This is a genomic window from Erythrobacter sp. JB1-4 (genome assembly GCF_057365025.1).
On sequence record NZ_CP200292.1, the window covers coordinates 3,095,644 to 3,115,627 of the forward strand.

At 58.3% G+C, this 19,984-nt stretch carries 14 protein-coding genes and 1 pseudogene; 13 read left to right on the forward strand and 2 right to left on the reverse strand.

What is annotated here, in order from left to right; translation table 11 throughout:
- From prsK to AC0V61_RS14500, 5 genes are all read left to right on the forward strand, one after another.
- Nucleotides 1-2,166, forward strand: coding sequence for an XrtA/PEP-CTERM system histidine kinase PrsK (prsK, locus tag AC0V61_RS14480; protein ID WP_486158670.1), 2,166 nt, complete (start codon nt 1-3; stop codon nt 2,164-2,166).
- Nucleotides 2,166-3,530 (forward strand): PEP-CTERM-box response regulator transcription factor, encoded by a 1,365-nt coding sequence (gene prsR, locus AC0V61_RS14485; protein ID WP_486158672.1) that lies wholly within the window; start codon nt 2,166-2,168, stop codon nt 3,528-3,530. The genes prsK and prsR overlap by 1 nt, the downstream gene beginning before the upstream one ends.
- Nucleotides 3,523-4,998 (forward strand): tetratricopeptide repeat protein, encoded by a 1,476-nt coding sequence (locus tag AC0V61_RS14490; protein ID WP_486158674.1) that lies wholly within the window; start codon nt 3,523-3,525, stop codon nt 4,996-4,998. Before prsR ends, AC0V61_RS14490 begins: the two co-directional genes overlap by 8 nt.
- 72 nt (nt 4,999-5,070) lie before the next feature.
- A complete protein-coding gene (locus AC0V61_RS14495; RefSeq protein WP_486158676.1) occupies nt 5,071-5,838 on the forward strand; it encodes a bile acid:sodium symporter in 768 nt (255 codons plus the stop codon).
- Between the two features lie 2 nt (nt 5,839-5,840).
- Entirely contained in the window at nt 5,841-6,035 is a 195-nt protein-coding gene (locus AC0V61_RS14500; protein ID WP_486158678.1) for a bile acid:sodium symporter, read from the forward strand.
- Here the strand turns inward: AC0V61_RS14500 and panB are convergent.
- Nucleotides 6,025-6,897, reverse strand: coding sequence for a 3-methyl-2-oxobutanoate hydroxymethyltransferase (gene panB, locus AC0V61_RS14505; RefSeq protein ID WP_486158680.1), 873 nt, complete (start codon nt 6,895-6,897; stop codon nt 6,025-6,027). The two genes, AC0V61_RS14500 and panB, sit on opposite strands and share 11 nt — an antisense overlap.
- Before the next feature lie 434 nt (nt 6,898-7,331).
- Here panB and AC0V61_RS14510 point away from each other — a divergent pair, with 434 nt between their 5' ends.
- The 4 genes and pseudogenes from AC0V61_RS14510 to AC0V61_RS14525 all read left to right on the forward strand — a co-directional run bounded on the left by AC0V61_RS14510 (nt 7,332) and on the right by AC0V61_RS14525 (nt 11,758).
- Nucleotides 7,332-8,762, forward strand: a complete 1,431-nt coding sequence (locus AC0V61_RS14510) for a sodium-dependent transporter (protein ID WP_486158681.1) — start codon at nt 7,332-7,334, stop codon at nt 8,760-8,762.
- Nucleotides 8,763-8,886: 124 nt separating this feature from the next.
- Nucleotides 8,887-9,804, forward strand: coding sequence for an ImuA family protein (locus AC0V61_RS14515; RefSeq protein ID WP_486158683.1), 918 nt, complete (start codon nt 8,887-8,889; stop codon nt 9,802-9,804).
- Nucleotides 9,746-11,348, forward strand: a pseudogene (locus AC0V61_RS14520) (Y-family DNA polymerase). Before AC0V61_RS14515 ends, AC0V61_RS14520 begins: the two are co-directional and overlap by 59 nt.
- A gap of 74 nt (nt 11,349-11,422) precedes the next feature.
- Complete coding sequence (locus AC0V61_RS14525; protein ID WP_486158684.1) at nt 11,423-11,758, forward strand: PilZ domain-containing protein; 336 nt, start codon at nt 11,423-11,425, stop codon at nt 11,756-11,758.
- A 137-nt stretch (nt 11,759-11,895) separates the two neighbouring features.
- Here the strand turns inward: AC0V61_RS14525 and AC0V61_RS14530 are convergent, their stop codons facing one another.
- Entirely contained in the window at nt 11,896-12,459 is a 564-nt protein-coding gene (locus tag AC0V61_RS14530) for a phosphoribosyl-AMP cyclohydrolase (protein ID WP_486158686.1), read from the reverse strand.
- Nucleotides 12,460-12,682: 223 nt separating this feature from the next.
- On the opposite strand from AC0V61_RS14530, the gene AC0V61_RS14535 reads away from it, so the two are divergent.
- The 4 genes from AC0V61_RS14535 to AC0V61_RS14550 all read left to right on the forward strand — a co-directional run bounded on the left by AC0V61_RS14535 (nt 12,683) and on the right by AC0V61_RS14550 (nt 19,981).
- Nucleotides 12,683-13,933, forward strand: coding sequence for a putative DNA modification/repair radical SAM protein (locus AC0V61_RS14535; protein WP_486158688.1), 1,251 nt, complete (start codon nt 12,683-12,685; stop codon nt 13,931-13,933).
- Between the two features lie 143 nt (nt 13,934-14,076).
- Nucleotides 14,077-15,522 (forward strand): UdgX family uracil-DNA binding protein, encoded by a 1,446-nt coding sequence (locus AC0V61_RS14540; RefSeq protein WP_486158689.1) that lies wholly within the window; start codon nt 14,077-14,079, stop codon nt 15,520-15,522.
- Between the two features lies 1 nt (nt 15,523).
- Nucleotides 15,524-19,237 (forward strand): error-prone DNA polymerase, encoded by a 3,714-nt coding sequence (locus AC0V61_RS14545; RefSeq protein ID WP_486158691.1) that lies wholly within the window; start codon nt 15,524-15,526, stop codon nt 19,235-19,237.
- Between the two features lie 9 nt (nt 19,238-19,246).
- The gene (locus tag AC0V61_RS14550; RefSeq protein WP_486158693.1) at nt 19,247-19,981 is read left to right on the forward strand and encodes an extensin-like domain-containing protein; all 735 of its coding nucleotides are present in this window, start codon (nt 19,247-19,249) and stop codon (nt 19,979-19,981) included.
- Nucleotides 19,982-19,984 lie beyond the last annotated feature (3 nt).

The window sequence follows — 19,984 nt, forward strand, 5'->3', positions numbered from 1 at the left end:
ATGCAGTGGCTGATCGATCTTGAGCCTATGATTGCGCTCGCCTGTTATTGGATAGGCGGGATTGCAGCGGCGGGTGCAGGCGCTTGGATTGCGCAGGCTGGCGATCGCACGCGGCCTGATCGCAGAGCGGTTTTGGTGGCGCTTGGGGCGACCGTTGTGTGGTGCAGCCTATCGATTGCGGCCCCGTCTGGATCGGTTGCGGTTATCATCGCTGAATCAGCACGCAATCTGGCGCTGCTTGCGGTGATTTTCCAACTGTTTGCAGCCGATGGCCGCGATGAAAGCCTGAAACCAACCCGGCCGGTGATTGTCACGCTCGTCTTGGTCCAGTTCCTCCAACTCATTGTGAATGTGGTGGAAAGCCAAACCACCAACATGCCTCAAGTCATGCAGCTTGCTCATGAAATAAGCGGTCTGTTTAGCATGATGATTGCGATTGGGGCGCTCGTTCTGCTCCACAACCTTTATGCAGGGGCCGCTTCTGCATCGCGCCGGATTATCTTGTGGAGCGGTATTGGGCTGGGCGCCTTTTTTGCCTACGATCTCAACCTTCACACGCTTGCCTATCTTGGCGAAACTGATCCACCTTTCCTGACCTCGCTGCATGGCATTGTGGCAGGCATCATGGCTGTGATGATGGCAATCGGTGCCAATTCGAAGAGTGCGGGCCTTGAGTTCCGACCCTCGCGTGCCGTCACATTTCAGACGCTCTCGCTTCTGATTATTGGCACGTATTTGATCGTTATGGTCCTTGTCACTCGCAGCCTTGCATTGCTTGGAGGAGACGTTGGTCGTGCAAGCCAGATCGCGTTCCTCGTTTTCGCAGTTGCCGCAGCGGCCATGTGGCTCCCGTCGCATCGTGTGAGGCGCTCTGTCAGGGTCATGGCGGCAAAGCATCTGTTTCAGCACCGCTATGATTACCGCGAGGAATGGCTTCGTTTCACCCGCACCATTGGCCATGCCACAAGCGCAGGCAGCAGCTTTCAAGAACGCGCGGTCAAAGCCGTTGCAGATATCACAGACAGCCCTGCAGGCCTTCTCTTGATGCCCAATGAGGAGGCTCAGCTTGAGCTTAATGCTCGTTGGAATTGGGGCACGCTCGATGTTCCAGCGATGGCTAGCGACTTTATGCTTCCAAGCCTTTTGGAGCAGCACAATCACATTCTTGCGCTCGATGAATCGCGCTCTGGGATAGAGTATTTTGGCGAACTTGAGCATATTCCAGATTGGCTCACCGAAGCCGAGGACGCTTGGGCGCTGGTGCCGCTTTTGCACTTTGACCGGCTTGTCGGCGTGATTGTCCTTGCCCGGCCCCGGATCGAGCGGAAACTGGATTGGGAGGATTTTGATCTTCTTCGCGTCGTTGGTCACCAACTGGCGAGCTATCTGGCTGAACAGGCGGGTCAACAAGCGCTCATGGACGCGAGCCGCTTTGATGAATTCAACCGCCGGATGGCGTTCGTCATGCATGACATCAAGAACATCGCAAGCCAGCTTTCCTTGCTTTCGCGCAATGCTCAAAAACATGCTGATAACCCCGATTTTCGCGCCGATATGCTGGTCACCTTGCGGAATTCTTCGGACAAGTTGAACGCTCTGTTGGCGCGTCTGGGCCGGTATGGGTCGGGCCACACGCAAGTCATGGGCGAAGTTGATCTGTCCCAGCTTGCTGCAAAGGTTTGCGAGCGCTTCAAAGGGGGGCACCCGGTCAAGCTTGCAAAAGCTGACAAAGCGGTTGTGCTCGCCGATGCAGAGGCGATTGAGCAAGCCCTTTTGCACATCGTCCAAAACGCTGTCGATGCAAGCGAGCCGGGCGAAGCGGTGATGCTTAACACACACCTTGATGGCCCCAATGGCATGATAGAGGTTGTCGATTCCGGTTCAGGAATGTCGCCTGAGTTCATTCGTACAGGGCTATTCAAGCCCTTCGTTTCATCGAAGCAAGGTGGCTTTGGCATTGGCGCTTTTGAAGCGCGCGAAATGATTAAAGCCATGGGTGGAAGGCTGATGGTGGAATCGCGCGAGAATATTGGATCGCGTTTCTCTGTCAGCTTGCCGGTTCCCGAAGCCGTGCGTGTGCTTGATGCAGGCACTTCGGGTGACACGGCCAATCCCGCAAGCACAATATTGAATAAGCCAATTTCAAATAAGGAAGAGGTCGCCTGATGGCTGACAAGAAACCCGTTCTGCTCGTCATTGAGGATGATGAGGGTCTGCAAGCCCAACTTAAATGGGCTTATGAGGATTTTGAGGTGGTGATCGCAGGCGACCGCGACAGCGCGATTGCGGCGCTTCGCAGCGAGATGCCATCGGTGGTGACGCTCGACCTTGGCCTGCCACCTGACCCTGATGGGACCACGGAAGGGTTTGCCGTGCTTGATGCGATCATGGCGTTGAAGCCTGACACAAAGGTGATCGTCGCCAGTGGTCACGGTGCACGCGAAAGTGCGCTTCAAGCGATCGAGCACGGGGCTTATGATTTCTATCAAAAGCCGGTTGATATCGAGCAGCTTGGTCTGATCGTTCGCCGTGCGTTTAACCTTCACAAAATCGAGGACGAAAACCGCCGTCTCGTTGCCAATGCGAGTGAGGATAAGACGGTTCTTGGCCGCCTGATCACCGGCGCTCCTGAGATGGTGAAGGTTGCCCGCACAATTGAGCGTGTCGCTTCGACCAATGTGTCGGTCATGCTGCTCGGCGCGAGTGGAACAGGTAAGGAACTGCTTGCTCAAGGTCTGCATGATGCCAGCAACCGCGCGGATAAACCATTCATCGCGATCAACTGCGCGGCCATTCCTGAGAACCTTCTCGAAAGTGAGCTTTTCGGGCATGAGAAGGGGGCGTTTACCGGGGCGGTGAAAACCACCGAGGGTAAAATTGAAAGCGCTAATGGCGGCACGCTTTTCCTTGATGAGGTGGGCGATATTCCTTTGCCATTGCAGGTGAAGTTGCTGCGCTTCCTCCAAGAGCGTACGATTGAACGGATCGGTGGCCGTAAGACGATTGCAGTGGACACGCGGATCGTCTGCGCCACCCACCAGAACCTTGAGGGCATGATTGCCCAAGGGACGTTCCGGGAAGACTTGTTTTATCGGCTTGCCGAAATCGTGGTGCGTATTCCCGGTCTTGCGGAACGTCATGGTGATGGGGTGCTGCTTGCAAAAGCATTCCTCAAACGCTTTTCCAAAGAGATGAATCCGGCCGTGACTGGCTTTGCTCCCGATGCGCTCAAAGCCATCGACGGGCATGATTGGCCGGGCAATGTGCGCGAGCTTGAAAACCGGGTGAAGCGCGCGGTGATTATGGCCGATGGCAAGCTTGTGGGCGCTGCTGACCTCGACTTTGAAGGCGGCGAGGATGAGGATCACGAAGTCCTCAACCTCAAATCCGCTCGTGAACAATCCGACCGCCGTGTGATCCGTCATGCGCTGGCTCGTAGTGAAGGCAATATCTCGAGCACAGCCAAGCTTCTCGGGATCAGTCGCCCCACATTGTATGATCTTCTTAAGCAGTATGATCTCCATGTTTAAACCCAAACTCATCATCGCAGGTCTTGCTCTTGCAAGCGCGGGACTGGCCAGTTGTTCGAGCGAGCCAGAGGTGGTTAGCACCTCGGCGCTTCAAGGCAGCGAGGCCTTCCTCGACACGGTTGAAAACGCGCGGCGTTATGTGCGTTCTGGCGACTTGATCGCAGCGGGGCGCACTTATGACGAGGCCCGTGAGCTTGAGCCGGAGAACCCCGGCCTGTGGGTCGATATCGCCCGCCTGCGCTTTCTTGGCGGTGAGCATCTGACGGCAATCGAGGCGGCAGACTATGCTCTTGAGCTTGGTCCCAATTATGCGCCTGCCTTGCTGCTTCGGGCTCAAATGGTGCGCGATGCCAATGGACTTGAAGAATCGCTGGTGTGGTTTGAAGCGGCTTCTGCTGCTGATCCAAACAATGCCGAGATCCTTGGCGAATATGCGGCCACCTTGGGCGACCTTGGCTACAACACAGACATGCTCACAGCAGTGCGCGACCTTACCGAGTTTGCGCCAGAAGAACCCCAAGCGCTCTATCTTCAAGCTGTGCTTGCGGCGCGCGCTGGCAAGTCATCGATTGCGGCACGGCTGCTTGAAGAAAGCCGTTACATCGAAAATGGCGTGCCAGCCGCCAAGATGCTCGATGCGATCATCAATCTGCAATCGGGCAGTTTTGATACCGCTGCCAATATCCTTCAAACACTGGCCGACGAACAACCTGCAAATGTGCGCGTTCAAGAGCTGCTTGCAAAAGCATGGTGGCTAGGCGGGCGTGATGGTCTGATCGTTGATCGTTTCTCCAAGGTAGCGCAAGAGGCGGGGGCCTCCTCCTATCTCACAATGCTTGTCGGCCGTGCGTTAGAGCGGATGGGGGACCGCGAACGGGCAATTCCTTTCATTGAGCGCGCCAGTCAGGTCAGCACTGATGCGGGGTTTGTTTTGTCCGAGGGGCCATCGCTTCCCCAGATAACCAATCGTCTTCGCAGCCTTGTTTCAGCGCGAAATCTTGGCGGTGCTAGCTCTGCCTCGACCTCCTTCCTTCGCCAATATCCGCAATCGGGCGATGCGCATTCGCTTGCTGGAGACGTTGCGCTTGCGAGCGACAATCCGCTTCCAGCCATCGAACTCTATCAAGTCTCAGCCCAAGTTCGCCGGTCATGGCCTCTCACCCGCAAGCTTGCCTCAGCCATGGTGCAGGCCGGAGAAAGCCAAACAGCAAAGGCGCTCCTTGCCCGCTATGTGCAAGGCGATCCGCAGAACCTTGATGCGCTCATCGTGCTTGCAAAGCTTAGCGCGGATGAGGGCGATTGGCTGCGGGTGCAAGTCCTCCTTGATACAGCGATTGCGCAAGGGGGCGGGAGCGATCCTGCTTTACTTGGCCTTCGTGTGAAAGCGGCGCGAGAGCTTGGCAACGACGAGGACGCGGCACAGGCCGAGGCGCTCTTGGCGCAGGCTCTGCCCAATCCCTCTCTTTAAAGCGGCATTTTCCTAAAGGTTACAGACCTCCATTCTCGACAAGTCCCCAATGACAAGGCAGGGGGCTGGCTGATGTTAAAGCGGCTTTCCATTCTCGCAGACCCGATGATTGCGGTGTTGCTGTCTGCAACGTTGCTGGCAGTGGTGCTGCCTGCTGCGGGCGAGATACGCGGGACGGCGCAAACTGTCTCCAACATTGCGATTTTTCTTCTGTTCTTCGTGAACGGCATGCGGATTGCTCGGGGGGAGATTGCCAAGGGCCTTGCCAATTGGCGCTTTTTCCTGCCGCTTTTCGCATGGGTGTTTGGCGCGATGCCGCTTATTGGCTTTGGCCTTTCCAGTGCTGCTTCAACCATCCTTCCGCCATTGGTGGCATTGGGCTTTGTGTTCCTTGGCGCGCTGCCTTCGACCATCCAATCTGCGACCTCTTACACCAGCCTTGCAGGCGGCAATGTCGCACTTTCCGTCGTGGGCGCAGCTTTGATCAACATCGCCGGGGTCTTCATCACGGCACCACTGTTCGCGCTGTTGGCAGGAAGCGAGGCGGCCGATATTGGCTTTGAGACCATCATTCGCATTGGCGTTATCCTGATCCTGCCCTTTTTGATTGGTCAGGCGGTGCAAGGGTGGACCATCGATTGGCTAAAGACGCGTAAGTCCGATGTTGCGTGGCTCGACCGGATTGTGATCGGTATCGCTGTATATGTTGCCTTCTCAGGGGCGGTTGAACAGGGGCTGGGTCAGATGTTTACTCTCCTTGGCTGGGCGGCGCTTATTGGCATTATCGTCGTTTATCTTATCGCTGCTTCCGGGGGCGCTTGGCTTACCGGGGGTTCCTGAAAGTGTCTCGCGAAGACCGCATCGCCTTCTTGTTTGCGGGCGCTCAAAAGAGCGTTGCTATCGGCGCGCCGCTTGCCGCTATTCTCTTCGCGCCCGATGTTGCAGGCTTTGTGATTGCGCCGCTGCTGCTTTACCATCTGCTACAGCTGATTATCGCAGCGCCGCTTGCTAGCCTCTTGGCGAAACCTAGCTCTTAGGCTGATACGTCTGTTCCTGCGTTGGGAAAGTCCGCTCGCGCACTTCCTCGGCATAATGCGCAACTGTCTTTTCGATGACGCTGGCGATATCCTCATACTTCTTCACAAAGCGCGGGACCCGCTCAAACATGCCGAGCATGTCTTCGGTCACAAGCACCTGACCATCGCACTGGTTTGATGCGCCAATGCCAATGGTGGGGCAGGAAACCGCTTTGGTCGCCTTAATCGCAATGGGTTCGAGTACGCCTTCAAGCACAATTCCAAACGCGCCCGCCTGATCCAAGGCAATCGCATCGTTGACGATCTTCTCCGCCTCAGCATCCGATCGCCCGCGCGCCATATATCCGCCAAGCACATTCACCGCTTGAGGCGTCAGCCCCACATGACCCATCACCGGAATGCCGCGTTGGTTCAGGAACTCGACTGTCTCAGCCATCGCCTCGCCACCTTCGAGCTTCACCGCCGCCGCCCCTGTTTGCTTGAGCAGATAGGCCGCGCTTTCAAACGCCTGTTCTTTTGACGCCTCGTAAGAGCCAAAGGGCATATCGACGACCACGACCGAATGGTACGATCCGCGCACAACCGCTGCGCCGTGGTTTGCCATCATCTCCAGTGTCACAGGGACGGTGGAGGGCAGGCCATAAATGACCTGCGCAAGGCTATCCCCAACAAGTAGCAAATCACAATGTGCATCGAGCAATTGCGCCTGACGTGCGGTGTAAGCGGTCAGCATCACCAAGGGTTCTTCGGTCACCCCATCCTTTTTGCGGGCTCTCACCCGGGGCACGGTGAGCCGTTTCATCGGCTGAGGGGTGGGGTTTGCGCGGCTGGTGCTTGTATCAAGCTGGAATGTTGTCGACATGGGCGTTTCTCTAACGTGGGCGTTTGCAAAGGCCAAATTTTTGCTGAGTTTCCTTCAAGAGAATATCCAAATTGCATTTGATGCAAGGTGACACATGTGTCACCTTTTTCCTACAGGATTTCGATGAAAGCCTATCGTTTTCAATGGCTTGGAGTGTTGGAATAAGGTGACACTTTGCGTGGAATTTTCGTGGTTTGAAACTCGGTAATCTGCTGCCTGCACGATTGTGATGCGCTTTTTGAGAGTAGGAAATCGAATTCGTCGAATTCGTACCATGGGCGGCCATCCTTTGCACTTATCCAAAGCCTTGCGCCGATAAGCGCAATGTTCCCCTTGGCGAAGGCAAAGAAACATTGCACAACGGGTTAGATAGAAAATTTCGCATGCTTTTTCGGGGAAGAGGGAAGCATGCAAAAGAGGGAACAGATTTCAGCATGGTAGCATCTTCGGGATCGTCGAGCCGCGAGGGCTGGTCTTCGCGCAGCGCGTTTATTTTGGCAGCGGTTGGGGCCGCTGTTGGTCTTGGCAACGTCTGGCGCTTTCCAACGCTTGCAGGCGAAAACGGGGGCGGGGCGTTCGTTCTTGTCTACGTGGGCTTTGTGTTCCTGCTCGGCCTGCCATTGGTGATCTCAGAGATTTTCATCGGCCGCACGGGTCAGGATGATGCGGTAAGCTCGATCCGCAAAGTGGCGCAGCGCTCGCAGGTTTCGACCGCGTGGGGCGGCTTTGGCATCATGGGCGTGATTGCGGCGTTCCTGATTGTCTCGTTCTATTCGGTCGTAGCTGGCTGGGTGCTGTATTATGTGGGCGTGATGGGGGCCGATTTCCTTGGCGCGATTGCGGCGGGTGATCCGTTCAGAGGCGCGCTTGTGGGTGAGAGCCAAGAGGTAATCCAAGGGCGCATGGGAAAACTGTTTGCCAACCCCATGCTCCTTTTGGGCATGCACTTTGTCTTTATGGGCGTGACCTTGTTTATTGTGGCGCGCGGGATTGGTTCTGGGATTGAGGCAGCGGCAACCGTGCTTATGCCGATGTTCTTCGTGCTGCTGGTTGGCATTACGATTTACGGCGCGTTTGTGGGCAATATGGGCGATGCGCTAGCGTTCCTGTTTACGCCTGATTTCTCCAAGCTGACGCCGCAAGTTTTGAATACAGCTTTGGGACAGGCGCTGTTCTCGCTGTCTTTGGGTGTGGCGGGGCTCATCACCTATGGCTCGTATGTGAAGGGGTCTGATGGGCTTGGGCCTACCTCGGTAACGATTGCTTTTGCCGATACGGCGGTGGCTTTAATCGCTGGCTTGATGATCTTCCCGATTGTGTTTGCGGTGGGGCTTGATCCGGCAGCAGGGCCAACGCTGGTGTTCCAGACGCTGCCCTTTGCCTTCCAGACTATGCCAGCAGGCTCGCTGATTGGGCTTTTGTTCTTTGTGCTTATTCTTGTGGCGGCTGTGACGAGTTCGATCTCACTGCTTGAGGTGCCGACCGCTTGGGGTATCGGCCAGTTTGGTCTGACCCGCGGTGCGTCTTCTGCGATCTTTGGGGGCGGTGCGTTCCTGATCGGGATCGCCTGTTTGCTGGGCTATAACGTGTGGTCCGATGTGCGCCTTTTGAGCTTCTGGCCGCTGTTTGCGGAGAAGGATATTCTCGACACCGTCGATGGGTTCACAGGGACGGTGATGCTGCCATTGGGCGCGTTTTTCACGGCGATTTTCGTGGGCTGGCGCGCGGATAAGCGGCTGGTCGAAGAGATGACGGGACTGTCTGGCAGCATGCTTGCGCTTTGGCGTTTCCTGATTGCGTGGCTGTGCCCGCTGGCTGTGGGCGCGATCCTTGTGACAGGGTTGTTCCCCGCTATCCTTGGATAGCAAATGCAAAACGCTATCCTGGGATAGGCCAAAAATAGGGAGGAGTGCGGGGTTGCACTCCTCCTTCATATATGGAACATAATGGGAACAAAGAGGCCGTTGGCGAGTCTCTGACCATGTTCCTATGATGAAACCTGAACCTCTTTCTCGGCCCCAAGATGCCAAGGCTCTGCCGCCTCTTCCCCATCTTTCGGAAGGGCTCTCAGCCGTGGATGTTGCGGCGCTGTCAAAACAGCGTGAGGCACGCTGGCGTCCCGGACTGGCGGATCAGCCATTGCATAGCGAGATTTTCGCCAGCGCAAGAGACGGCAGCGGGGCAGGGCTTGCCCTTGCCTTGGCGCGCGATGCTTTATCGGTTGCCGCTGCTGAAGAGGATGTGTTGGCCGATGCGCAGGATCGGCGTCAGCTTTTATGGGTGCAGGATAAGCGCGCGGTTCAGATGAACGGGCGGCCTTATATCCACGCGCTGCCAGAAGAATGGCGTGAACGGGTGATCTGTGTGGAGACAACCAAACCCGAAGACGCTTTGTTCGCGCTTGAGGAAGGGCTCAAATGCCGCGAGCTTGCCTGTGTGATCGGAGAGATCGCCGGAAATCCACGCGCGCTCGACTTTACTGCTTCGCGCAGGCTTAGCCTGACGGCTGAAAAGCACGGGGTTGCCTTGTGGCTGGTGCGGCTTGAGGCGGATGCGGATTTATCCTCGGCAAGGATGCGTTGGCGCGCGCGGCCTGGGGTTTCGGGTGAGCCCAGATGGAATGCGCAAAGGCCGGGGGAACCGGCTTGGCAGGCGGAGCTGTTCCGGGCGCGCTCTCATGCTCCGGGGGAATGGAAGCTGGCCCACGATGGGACGCGATTGTGCGTGCCCAAACCGCCCCAGAAACGGCCACAAAAGCAACCCATCCAAGAAACCGAGCGCCCCTTCGAGCATACGCCCAATGTCCCATTCAAAACTCAAAAGCGCCCCACCCATAAGTCGCCGCATAATGGCAATCTGGTGCGCGCAACTTTCGGTCGATCGCTGGCGGCTGTCTCGAGGCGATAAGACTGAGGGCGATAAGGCTCAAGGGAGTAAGGCTGAGGTAGGAGGGGGGAACCTCCCACGGTCCTCATCACCGAGACCGCTCATGGCCCGCGCATTGATGCGGTGAATGCAGCAGGGCTTGGCGTTGGCGCTCGAACCGGGCAGATGTTAGCCGATGCGCGCGCGCTTTACCCTGGGCTGCAAACCGCGCCCGCTGATCCGGCAGGCGACCTGGAGCTGCTGGAAAAGCTTGCCATCTGGGCGCAAGCGTGGGGACCGTGGAGCGCGCTTGATCCACCCGATGGTCTGATCGTCGATGTCACCGCGGTGGCGCACCTTTTGGAGGGGAGCGGCGGCTTCTCGCCGATGTGGAACGCGCCTTTGCAGGGCGGCATCTGGCGGTGCGCGCGGCTATTGCTCCAACGGCAGGCGCGGCATGGGCTTTAGCGCATTACGGGCCACGCTCCAGTATGCTAGCCTCTTCCAATACCGAGGCTATGATGCGCCAGCTTGCCGATCTTCCGGCCGCCGCGCTCAGGCTCGACACGGATGTGCTCACAGTCCTGCGCCGCCTTGGCCTCAAGCGTTTAGGCGACCTTGCAGACATCGCAACAGGCGCAATCAACCGGAGCGAGGCCGCTGCCCGCGATGCGCTCCATCGCCGGTTTCGGGGCAGGAAATCGCCCGCAGCAAACCCGCTCATCCGGCTCGATCAATTGCTTGGCAGGGTGCCCGAACCGCTCTTGCCCGTGGTCCCGCAGGATATGCCTCTGGTACAACGCCGCTTGATGGAGCCGCTGCGCCATCGCTCGCTGCTTGATCAAGTGCTGGGGGATTTGGCCCAGGATATGGCACGCGAATTGGAGGCACAGGGACAGGGCGCGCGGCGGCTAGAACTCGGCATGTGGCGGGTCGATGGCGAAGTGATTGTGCGCCGCTTGGAACTGGCTGCTGCCACGCGGGACCCTTCGCACATCACCCGCCTGTTTGCGGAAAAGCTCGAGGGGATTGAGGCTGGTTTTGGCATCGAAACCGTGCGCCTGCGGGCAAGCTGGACAGAACCCTTTGCCGCCACACAGGGCGATGTCGAAGAAGCCGCGACACGCCACGGTATTTCACTTTCCGCCTGTATCGACCGGCTAAGCGTCCGCCTCGGCCCGCATGCTGTGCGCCGCCCGGTTGCCCATGCCAGTCACCTGCCTGAACGTGCACAAAGCTGGCAGCCGCCCCTTGCCGCTATCACCGCTCCTGATACTCTCACGAAACCTCAGGCAAGGCCGCTTAAACTGCTTGATCGGGCTGAGAAAATTGCTGTGCTCTACGCATCCCCCGATGGCTATCCCCAACGTTTCAGGTGGCGTTCGCGGGTCCACGAGGTTGCCCGTGTTGAAGGGCCTGAGCGCATTGCCCCTGAATGGTGGCGTGAGCGCTCTACCGCGCGGCTGCGTGATTATTACCGTATCGAGGATGAACACGGCGCGCGTTATTGGATCTATCGCTCAGGCGTTTTGGGGGATGGACGCGGTGGGACGCCTGAATGGTTCTTGCACGGTATCGATGCATGATCGCGCGTAAATTTACGAAAATAGTTACCCGGCCGTTAGGGTTTGTTTAGGTATTTCTGCGATAATCTTTTCCCATGACGATGGTTAAAGCCTCTCGCGGATCTGATCGGCGACCTTTGCACCTGATGGTCAAGGGGCGGGTTCAATCGCGCGCTATCTACGCTGATCTTATTGATATTTCAGAAGGCGGTTGTAAATTACGGGCGAGCGCGGGTTTTGCCAGTATTGGCGACCGCGTCACTATTCGCATGAACGGCATCAATGCCCCGCTTGGCAAAGTCGTGTGGGCAGATGGAAAGGTGGCCGGTGTGGCGTTTGAAAGCCCCATGCATATTGCAGTGCTCGATCATCTGTGCGCGAGTGTGTATGATGCAAGCACGTCAAATAAACAGCGCATGCACTGGGCTTAATATATGGGCCTAACATACATTGGGCCTAACATAGGGGGCCTCACGCCACCCTTCTAAAAAGCATACGAAAAAAGAGGCCGGGAGGAACATCCGGCCCCTTTTCGTTTGCAGCCCTCTCAGCTGCTAAGCCTTTGGCCTTAGCCCGCGCTGTACGGAAGCGAACTGTGGTGAAGAACGATCTTCAGATCGCCATTCTCGTCTTTTTCATAAGCAAAAGAATACTCAACCTTGGTCACGCCGCCGTCGGTGTCGGTGAACATATAGTTGCCCATGGCCACTGCCATATCGCCGCTTTCTGAGATTACAGTGCCGTTATTGTCCCACTCAACCGAGGTGTAAGGCTTGATCGCAAAGCCGCCATCTTCTGTGCCCTCGGTGCCAACAAAATAGCTCAGCGCTTCTTCAGTGGTCTCGCGGAACTGGTCTTCGGCTGCCAGAGTTGGCTTGAACAAGATTGTTGCATCATCGCCATAAGCATAATGCGTTGCAATGTGCTCAGAAGCGCGCGCTGAGTAATCGCCTTCTTCGGTGAAGGTCGCGCCGATGGCGACAATGCCTTCGCCCCATGCTTTTTGTGCCGCGTCAACTTCTTCAGCAGTGATCGGGTTTGCAGGCGCAGCGGTTGCCGCTTCATCGCCGCCACACGCTGCAAGCGCGAGTGATGAGGCGCCCAAGACACCGATATATGCAAGCTTTTTCATTAGTTTCTCCTGTGGAGGTGGGATCAAATCCACCAAAACTGTCATGATCGAACTACGGGCAAACACGGGTGCGTGAAATTCCCCGATGGGTGTAGGCCGGGTGGCCTATGCCTCGATATCGCGGTGAGGTGAGGGGGCTCAAAAGGGATCAGGGGAGGGGTCAGTTGAGGGTATTGCACACTTTGCATTTGTAGGATTGAGGTTGGGAACATATAAGGAACATATGATTCAGCGTTCGCCTCAAAAATCCTTACGAGAAAGACTGGAAATCCTCGCTGATGCGGCGAAATATGATGCGTCTTGTGCCTCATCAGGCACGGCGAAGAAGAATTCGATCGGCGGTAAAGGCGTGGGCTCAACCGAGGGTATGGGCATTTGCCATGCCTATGCGCCTGATGGCCGGTGTATCTCGCTTTTGAAGGTGCTGCTGACCAATCACTGCATCTTTGATTGCCATTATTGTATCAACCGGAAGAGCTCGAACACGCCGCGTGCGAAGTTCACGCCTCAGGAAGTCGCCGACCTCACGATCAATTTCTACAAGCGCAATTATATCGAGGGGCTGTTTCTCTCGTCGGGCATCATCAAAAGCTCCAATCACACGATGGAGCAGTTGATGGAAACCGCGCGCATCCTTCGTGAGGAGTATGATTTTCGCGGCTATATCCACTTGAAGACTATTCCTGAGGCGGATCCTGAACTGATCGAGCAGGCGGGGATGTATGCCGACCGTGTGTCGATCAATGTGGAATTGCCGACGCGCGCTGGGCTGACCAAGCTTGCGCCCGATAAGGATCAGGCAGAGATTGAGGGCGCTTTGGCAAAGACCAAGTCACGCATCATTCAGGCAAAGGACGAACGAAAGCGTTTCCGCCATGCGCCCCGCTTTGCGCCTGCGGGGCAATCGACGCAGATGATTGTGGGCGCGGATGATGCCAATGATGCAGCCATCGTTGGGCGGGCGAGCGGGCTCTACAGCAACTTTGGTCTGCGGCGCGTGTACTACAGCGCCTTTTCCCCGATCCCGGATGCGAGTGCGGTGCTGCCACTGAAACGCCCTCCGCTGATGCGTGAACACCGTTTGTATCAGTCTGATTGGCTGATCCGCTTTTATGGCTTTGGTGCGAGTGATGTGGCTGATGCGACGGAGAAAGACGGCAATCTTCCGCTTGATATTGATCCCAAGCTTGCCTGGGCGCTTAAGTTTCGGGGGAGCTTTCCGGTCGATGTGAACCGCGCCTCGAAAGAGCAGCTTTTGCGCGTGCCGGGGCTCGGGACAACAGCGGTGGGGCGCATCCTGAAAGCGCGGCGGCACAGGCGGTTGCGCTTGGAGGATGTGGGGCGGCTCACCCAATCCATCGCCAAAGTGCGCCCCTTTCTGGTGGCGGCTGATTGGCGGCCAACGCGGCTGACAGACCGGGCGGATTTGCGCAGCATGCTTGCGCCCAAGTCGGAACAGTTGGAGCTGTTTTGATGGGGCAGGGCACAACATGCTCCCCTCCCGCCTGCGGGAGGGGTTGGGGGTGGACCAGCAAGGTTGCGTGGGCCCACCCCGCTGCGACTAGCGAGCAAGCTCGCAAGTCTCACTGCCCCTCCCGCAGGCGGGAGGGGTAGAATATGACTGCGATGCAAAACGTCTCGCTGGGCGCTCACTACGTCGTCCACTTGCCGCGCCCCGATGATTTCGCCTTTTGGCGTGAGCGTGCGCGGCAATTGATCCAATGTGACGTACCCCCTGACCGGGTGAGCTGGGCGGAGCCGGGGGGCACGGGTGACCTGTTTGCCTATGAAGGCCCCTCACGCGGAGAAAAGCGCCTGCCTGTGCCCGAAGCGGGTGCGAGCGAGGTGCGCGCGTCCAAGCGATTTATGCGCCTTGCCCGCAACGTTTGTGTCCACTCTGCCCCCGAGCGGTTCAGCCTTCTCTACCGCGTCCTCTGGCGTCTCCAATCGCAGCCCGGCATGATGCAGGACAGCGCCGACACAGACGTGCGTCGGATCGAAGAGCTCGACAAAGAGGTGCGCCGCGATGCGCATAAGATGCATGCCTTCGTCCGCTTCCGCGAGGTCGAGAGTGAAGAGGGCGAGCACTACGTCGCTTGGTTCGAACCTGATCACCACATTGTGCGCCGCGAGGCAGGGTTCTTCATGCGCCGCTTTGCCAATATGCGCTGGTCGATCCTGACCCCGCGCGGCTCAATCCATTGGGATGGGGAGACTATGCGCGAGGGGCCGCCAGCGCGGCGCGAAGATGCGCCTGCGGGTGATCCGGTGGAGGCGCTTTGGAAGTCCTATTACGCCTCCATCTTCAACCCGGCGCGGTTAAAAGTCGGCGCGATGCTGTCGGAGATGCCCAAGAAATATTGGAAGAATATGCCTGAGGCGGAGTTGATCCCGCAGCTTATTGCAGGTGCTCAGGCGCGCGAGGCTGGCATGGTGGCAGCAGGCGCGCGCGAGGTCCGCGAAGTGCCTTCGAGTCTTGCCGAGATCGCCCAAGGGATCAGCGTCTGCCGCGATTGCCCCATCGCCGAATGCGGCACTCGCAGCGTTATGGGAGAGGGGGCTCCCGGCGCTCCGCTGATGATCGTGGGCGAACAGCCGGGTGATCAGGAAGATTTGGCGGGGCGGCCCTTTGTGGGACCCGCCGGACAATTGCTGAATGTCTACCTCGATAAGGCCGGGATTGACCGCAAAAGCGCCTACGTCACCAATGCGGTCAAGCACTTCAAATTTGTGAGCCGGGGTAAGCGGCGCATCCACCAGACCCCGCAGGCCAAGGAAATCGACACCTGCCGCTGGTGGCTTGAGGCTGAGCGTAAAGTGGTGGCTCCGCGCGTCGTGTTGGCTCTTGGTGCAAGTGCGGCGAGAGCGATGCTTGGCCGCACAGTCAGCCTTGCGAAGGAACGCGGGAGACAGGTGCCTCTGGACGATGGCAGCGAGCTTTGGATCACTGCCCACCCTTCCTATCTCCTTCGCCTTGATGGGGAGGCAAGGGCGGCGCAGGAGGAACTCTTCGCGCGTGATTTGGAAGCGGTGCGGGGGCGACTTGTAGAGGTGGCCTCGTGATATGCCCGAGGCCCCGCTCACCCCTGATAAACGCACGCTGGAGCTTGATCCTGATCTGATCGAACCGCCTCCCAAGGCGCCCTTTGTGGAGCTGGGGCTGGTGAGCTGTTTCAGTTTCTTGCGCGGGGCATCGGATGCGGTGGACTTGGCGATAACGGCGCGCGCGCTTGGCTATGACGCTTTGGGGCTGGCGGATGCGAACAGTTTTGCAGGGGTCGTGCGGCTCCACACAGAAGCCAAAACCCTCAAGCTGCGCCCGATTATCGGCACCCGTATCGAGACGGTCGAGGGCCTGCGCTTCCTTGCCTATCCGCGCAATCGTGCCGCTTATGGCCGCCTCTCGCGCCTGATTAGCCAGGGGCGAATGCAAACGCTCACCGGTGAGTGGCAGGAAAAGGGCGTGTGTGAGATCAGCCTTGCGATGCTTTCGGAGCACTCTGAAGGCGTGCAGCTGATCCTGCTCCCACCCGATGATCTGGGCGCGCAGTTCACCATAGCGGTGGAGAGCAACGTCATCCCCCTCCCGCTTGCGGGAGGGGTTAGGGGTGGGGGCAAGCGGAGCGAGCCTGATGCAGGGCCCACCCCCAGCCCCTCCCGCAAGCGGGAGGGGAGTGAACGTCCCGATTATTCTAGCCCAAGCAAATTCACTGCGCCTTTCCCCAAGCTGCTTTCTCACCTCACCCAGCAACTCGCGAGCCTGCGCCATCTCGCGGCAAGCTATCTCTACCGGGGCGATGACGTAGCGCGGATCGACCATCTCGATAGGCTGGCGCGGGAAAACGGCCTCACGCTGCTGGCCACCAATGACGTGCATTACCATGCGCCCTCGCGCCGTCCGTTGCAGGACGTGATGACGGCGATTGCGAATAAGACGACCGTGACACAGGCAGGCCACCTGCTGCACGCCAATGCTGAGCGCCACCTCAAATCGCCAGAGCAAATGGTCCGCCTGTTTGCACGTTGGCCCCATGCAATCCACGCCGCGCGCGCAGTGGCGGATGCCTGCGATTTTTCGCTCGATGAACTGGCCTATGAATACCCACGAGAAATCTACCCCGACGGTAAATCGCCGCAGGAATTTCTCGAGGTTGAGACATGGGCAGGGGCGCAGCGGCGCTATCCTGAAGGTGTTCCTGAGAGCGTCCACGACACGTTGGAGCGCGAGCTGGCATTGATCGCAAAGCTCGACCTTGCGCGCTACTTCCTCACCATCAAGGATATCGTTGATTTCGCCCGCTCCGTGGACCCGCCGATCCTGTGTCAGGGCAGGGGTTCTGCGGCCAATTCAGCCGTGTGTTATTGCCTCGAAATCACCAGTGTGGACCCGGCCAAGCATCAGCTGCTCTTCGACCGTTTCATCTCAGAAGAGCGCAAAGAGCCGCCCGATATCGACGTCGATTTTGAGCATGAGCGGCGCGAGGAGGTGATCCAATATATCTATGCCAAATATGGGCGCGCGCGGGCGGGGCTAACGGCGACAGTCATTCACTATCGCCCCCGCATGGCGATCCGCGAAGTGGGCAAGGCCATGGGGCTCAGCGAGGACGTCACCTCGCGCCTTGCCAAAAGCGTGTGGGGTTCATGGGGCCGCGAGATCAGCGAGAAACACGCAGGCGAAAGCGGTCTGGACGTGACCGATCCGCATTTGAAACGTGTGCTGGCTCTGACTGAGCAGATGATCGGAATGCCGCGCCATCTGTCACAGCATGTGGGCGGGTTTATCCTCACCGATGGCCCGCTGACGGAGACGGTGCCGATTGGCAATGGCGCTATGCCGGACCGCAGTTTTATCGAGTGGGACAAGGACGATATTGAGGCGCTCGGTATCCTCAAGGTCGATGTTCTGGCGCTGGGAATGCTGACGTGCATTAAGAAATGCCTCGATCTGCTTGAGGCTCACCACGACCGCGCTCTGACCCTTGCTACGGTGCCGAGGGAAGACCCGGAGACCTATGCGATGCTGCGCAAGGGGGACTCGCTGGGGGTCTTCCAGGTCGAAAGCCGCGCGCAGATGAATATGCTCCCGCGTCTTCGCCCGCGCGAGTTTTATGACCTCGTGATCCAAGTCGCGATTGTGCGCCCCGGTCCCATTCAGGGCGATATGGTGCACCCTTATCTCAAACGCCGCCGGGGCGCAGAGGAGGTTGCAATCCCCAAGCCATCGCCTGCGCATGGTCCCCCCGATGAACTCTCCAGCATTTTGGAGCGCACTTTGGGCGTGCCGATTTTCCAAGAGCAAGCGATGAAGATTGCGCTCGACGCCGCGAAGTTTTCGAGCCTTGAGGCCAACCGGCTGAGGAAAGCCATGGCGACGTTTCGGTCGCGCGGGATGGTCGATGAGCTTCAGGATATGATGGTCGGGCGCATGGTGGAACGCGGTTATGATCCTGAGTTTGCGCAGCGATGTTTCAACCAGATCAGGGGCTTTGGCGAATATGGCTTTCCCGAAAGCCACGCGGCCTCTTTTGCGCATCTGGTCTATGTTTCAAGCTGGCTCAAATGCCATTTTCCAGCAGCGTTTGCGGCAGCCTTGCTGAACTCTCAGCCGATGGGATTTTATGCGCCAGCACAGATTGTGCGGGATGCGAGGGAGCACGGCGTGGAGGTGCTTCCGGCTGATGTGAACGAGAGCGAGTGGGATTGCACGCTTGAGGCGGCGCAGGCCCACCCCGCTGCGACTAAGCGGCAAGCCGCTAAGTCTCGCACACCCCTCCCGCAAGCGGGAGGGGCAGAGAAGCTTAGCGACCCGCAGGTGAGCTTAGCTGCAACGGGGTGGGCAAAGCGCGACACCGGCTGCGAACTAGGCCGCCAAGACCGCCACATTGCCCTTCGTCTCGGTCTGCGCCAGATCGACGGCCTTCACGAACACATCGCCGCACAACTCGTCGCAGAGCGCGTGGAAAACGGCCCCTATCGCGATGTGGCTGAGCTGCGTGAGCGGGCAGGGCTTTCGCCTGCGCATATCGAACGGCTTGCCAGCGCCGATGCCTTCACCTCGCTGAACCTGCCGCGCCGGCAGGCTCTATGGGATGCGCGCAGCCTTATCGCAGGGCCTGATTTGCCGCTGTTTCGCGCAGCAGATGAGCGTGATGAAGGGGCAGAGAAAACGCCGACCAAACTGCCAACAATGCCTCTTAGCGAAGAGGTAGTGAATGATTATCAGACCACGCGCCTGAGCCTCAAAGCGCATCCGATGTCTTTCCTGCGCGCGGGGCTGGCGGAGCGCGGATTTGTGCGCGCCTGCGACCTCAGGAACCGTAAATATCGCAGCATGGTGCAGGTCGCAGGTGTGGTCCTGATCCGCCAGCGTCCGGGCAGTGCCAAGGGTGTGTGCTTTATCACGCTGGAGGATGAGACCGGGGTGGTGAACCTCGTTGTGTGGCCGGACCTTAAGGAAAAACAGCGCGCAACAGTCATGGGCGCGCGCCTGATGGAGGTGCGCGGCCGCGTTGAATATGACGATGAAGTGATCCACGTGATCGCGCACAATATGGTCGATGCAAGCGATCAGCTCTATGCGCTCTCGGATGATATGCTGTCCGCACCGCTTGCCCGTGCGGACCATGTGAACACGCCGCTTCAGGGCAGGAAACCTCCATCTGAGCGCCAGACGGTACATCCGCGCGACATCATCGATCAGCTACCACAGGCGCCAAATTCGGGTGGGCACCCGCGCAACCACAGGATCATCCCCAAATCGCGCGACTTTCACTAAAGGGAACATATGGCACCAAAGGCTCGCCCCAAACGACGCAAAACGAAGCGCGCATACCGTCCGCTGATAAGCTTCGTGTTGCTCAGCGTTTTTGTCGCAGGCGGTATTGCCGGTTGGAACTGGCTCCAAGATCACCCGCAGCACAATCCGTGGGCACCGCTTGATCTGCGCGATCCGATTGGCTTTGCCACTGCGACAAAACTTGTGGCCCTTCGAGAGGATGTTCAGGAGTGCCGCGCGGTGCTCGACAGGAGCGAGGTGGCATACACCGCTCTACCAGCCACAGGTGAGGGTGCGTGCGCGCGGCCTGACCGGACACAGCTGAGCAATTTCCCGCTCAGCCCCAATGTTCCTGCAACCACTTGTAGTGTTGCCGCAGCGCTTGAGCTTTGGCGCACCCGCAGCGTTGAACCTGCCGCGCGGGATATCCTTGGCAGCGATGTCGCAAGGTTTGAGCATATGGGGGTCTACAATTGCCGCCGTATTCGCGGGTCATCCAACGCGTGGAGCCAGCACGCGACTGGCAATGCGATTGATATCAGTGCGGTGGTGCTTTCAGATGGCCGCCGGATCAGCTTGATCAATGATTGGGATGGTGACGCGGATCGGGCGCGTTTCCTGCGGCAAATCCGCGATGATGCCTGCGATGTCTTCGCGGTGGTGTTGTCACCTGATTACAACGCGGCCCACGCGGATCATTTCCACTTTGATCAAGGCGGGAATTGGGTGGGAGCTTGCCGCTAAGCC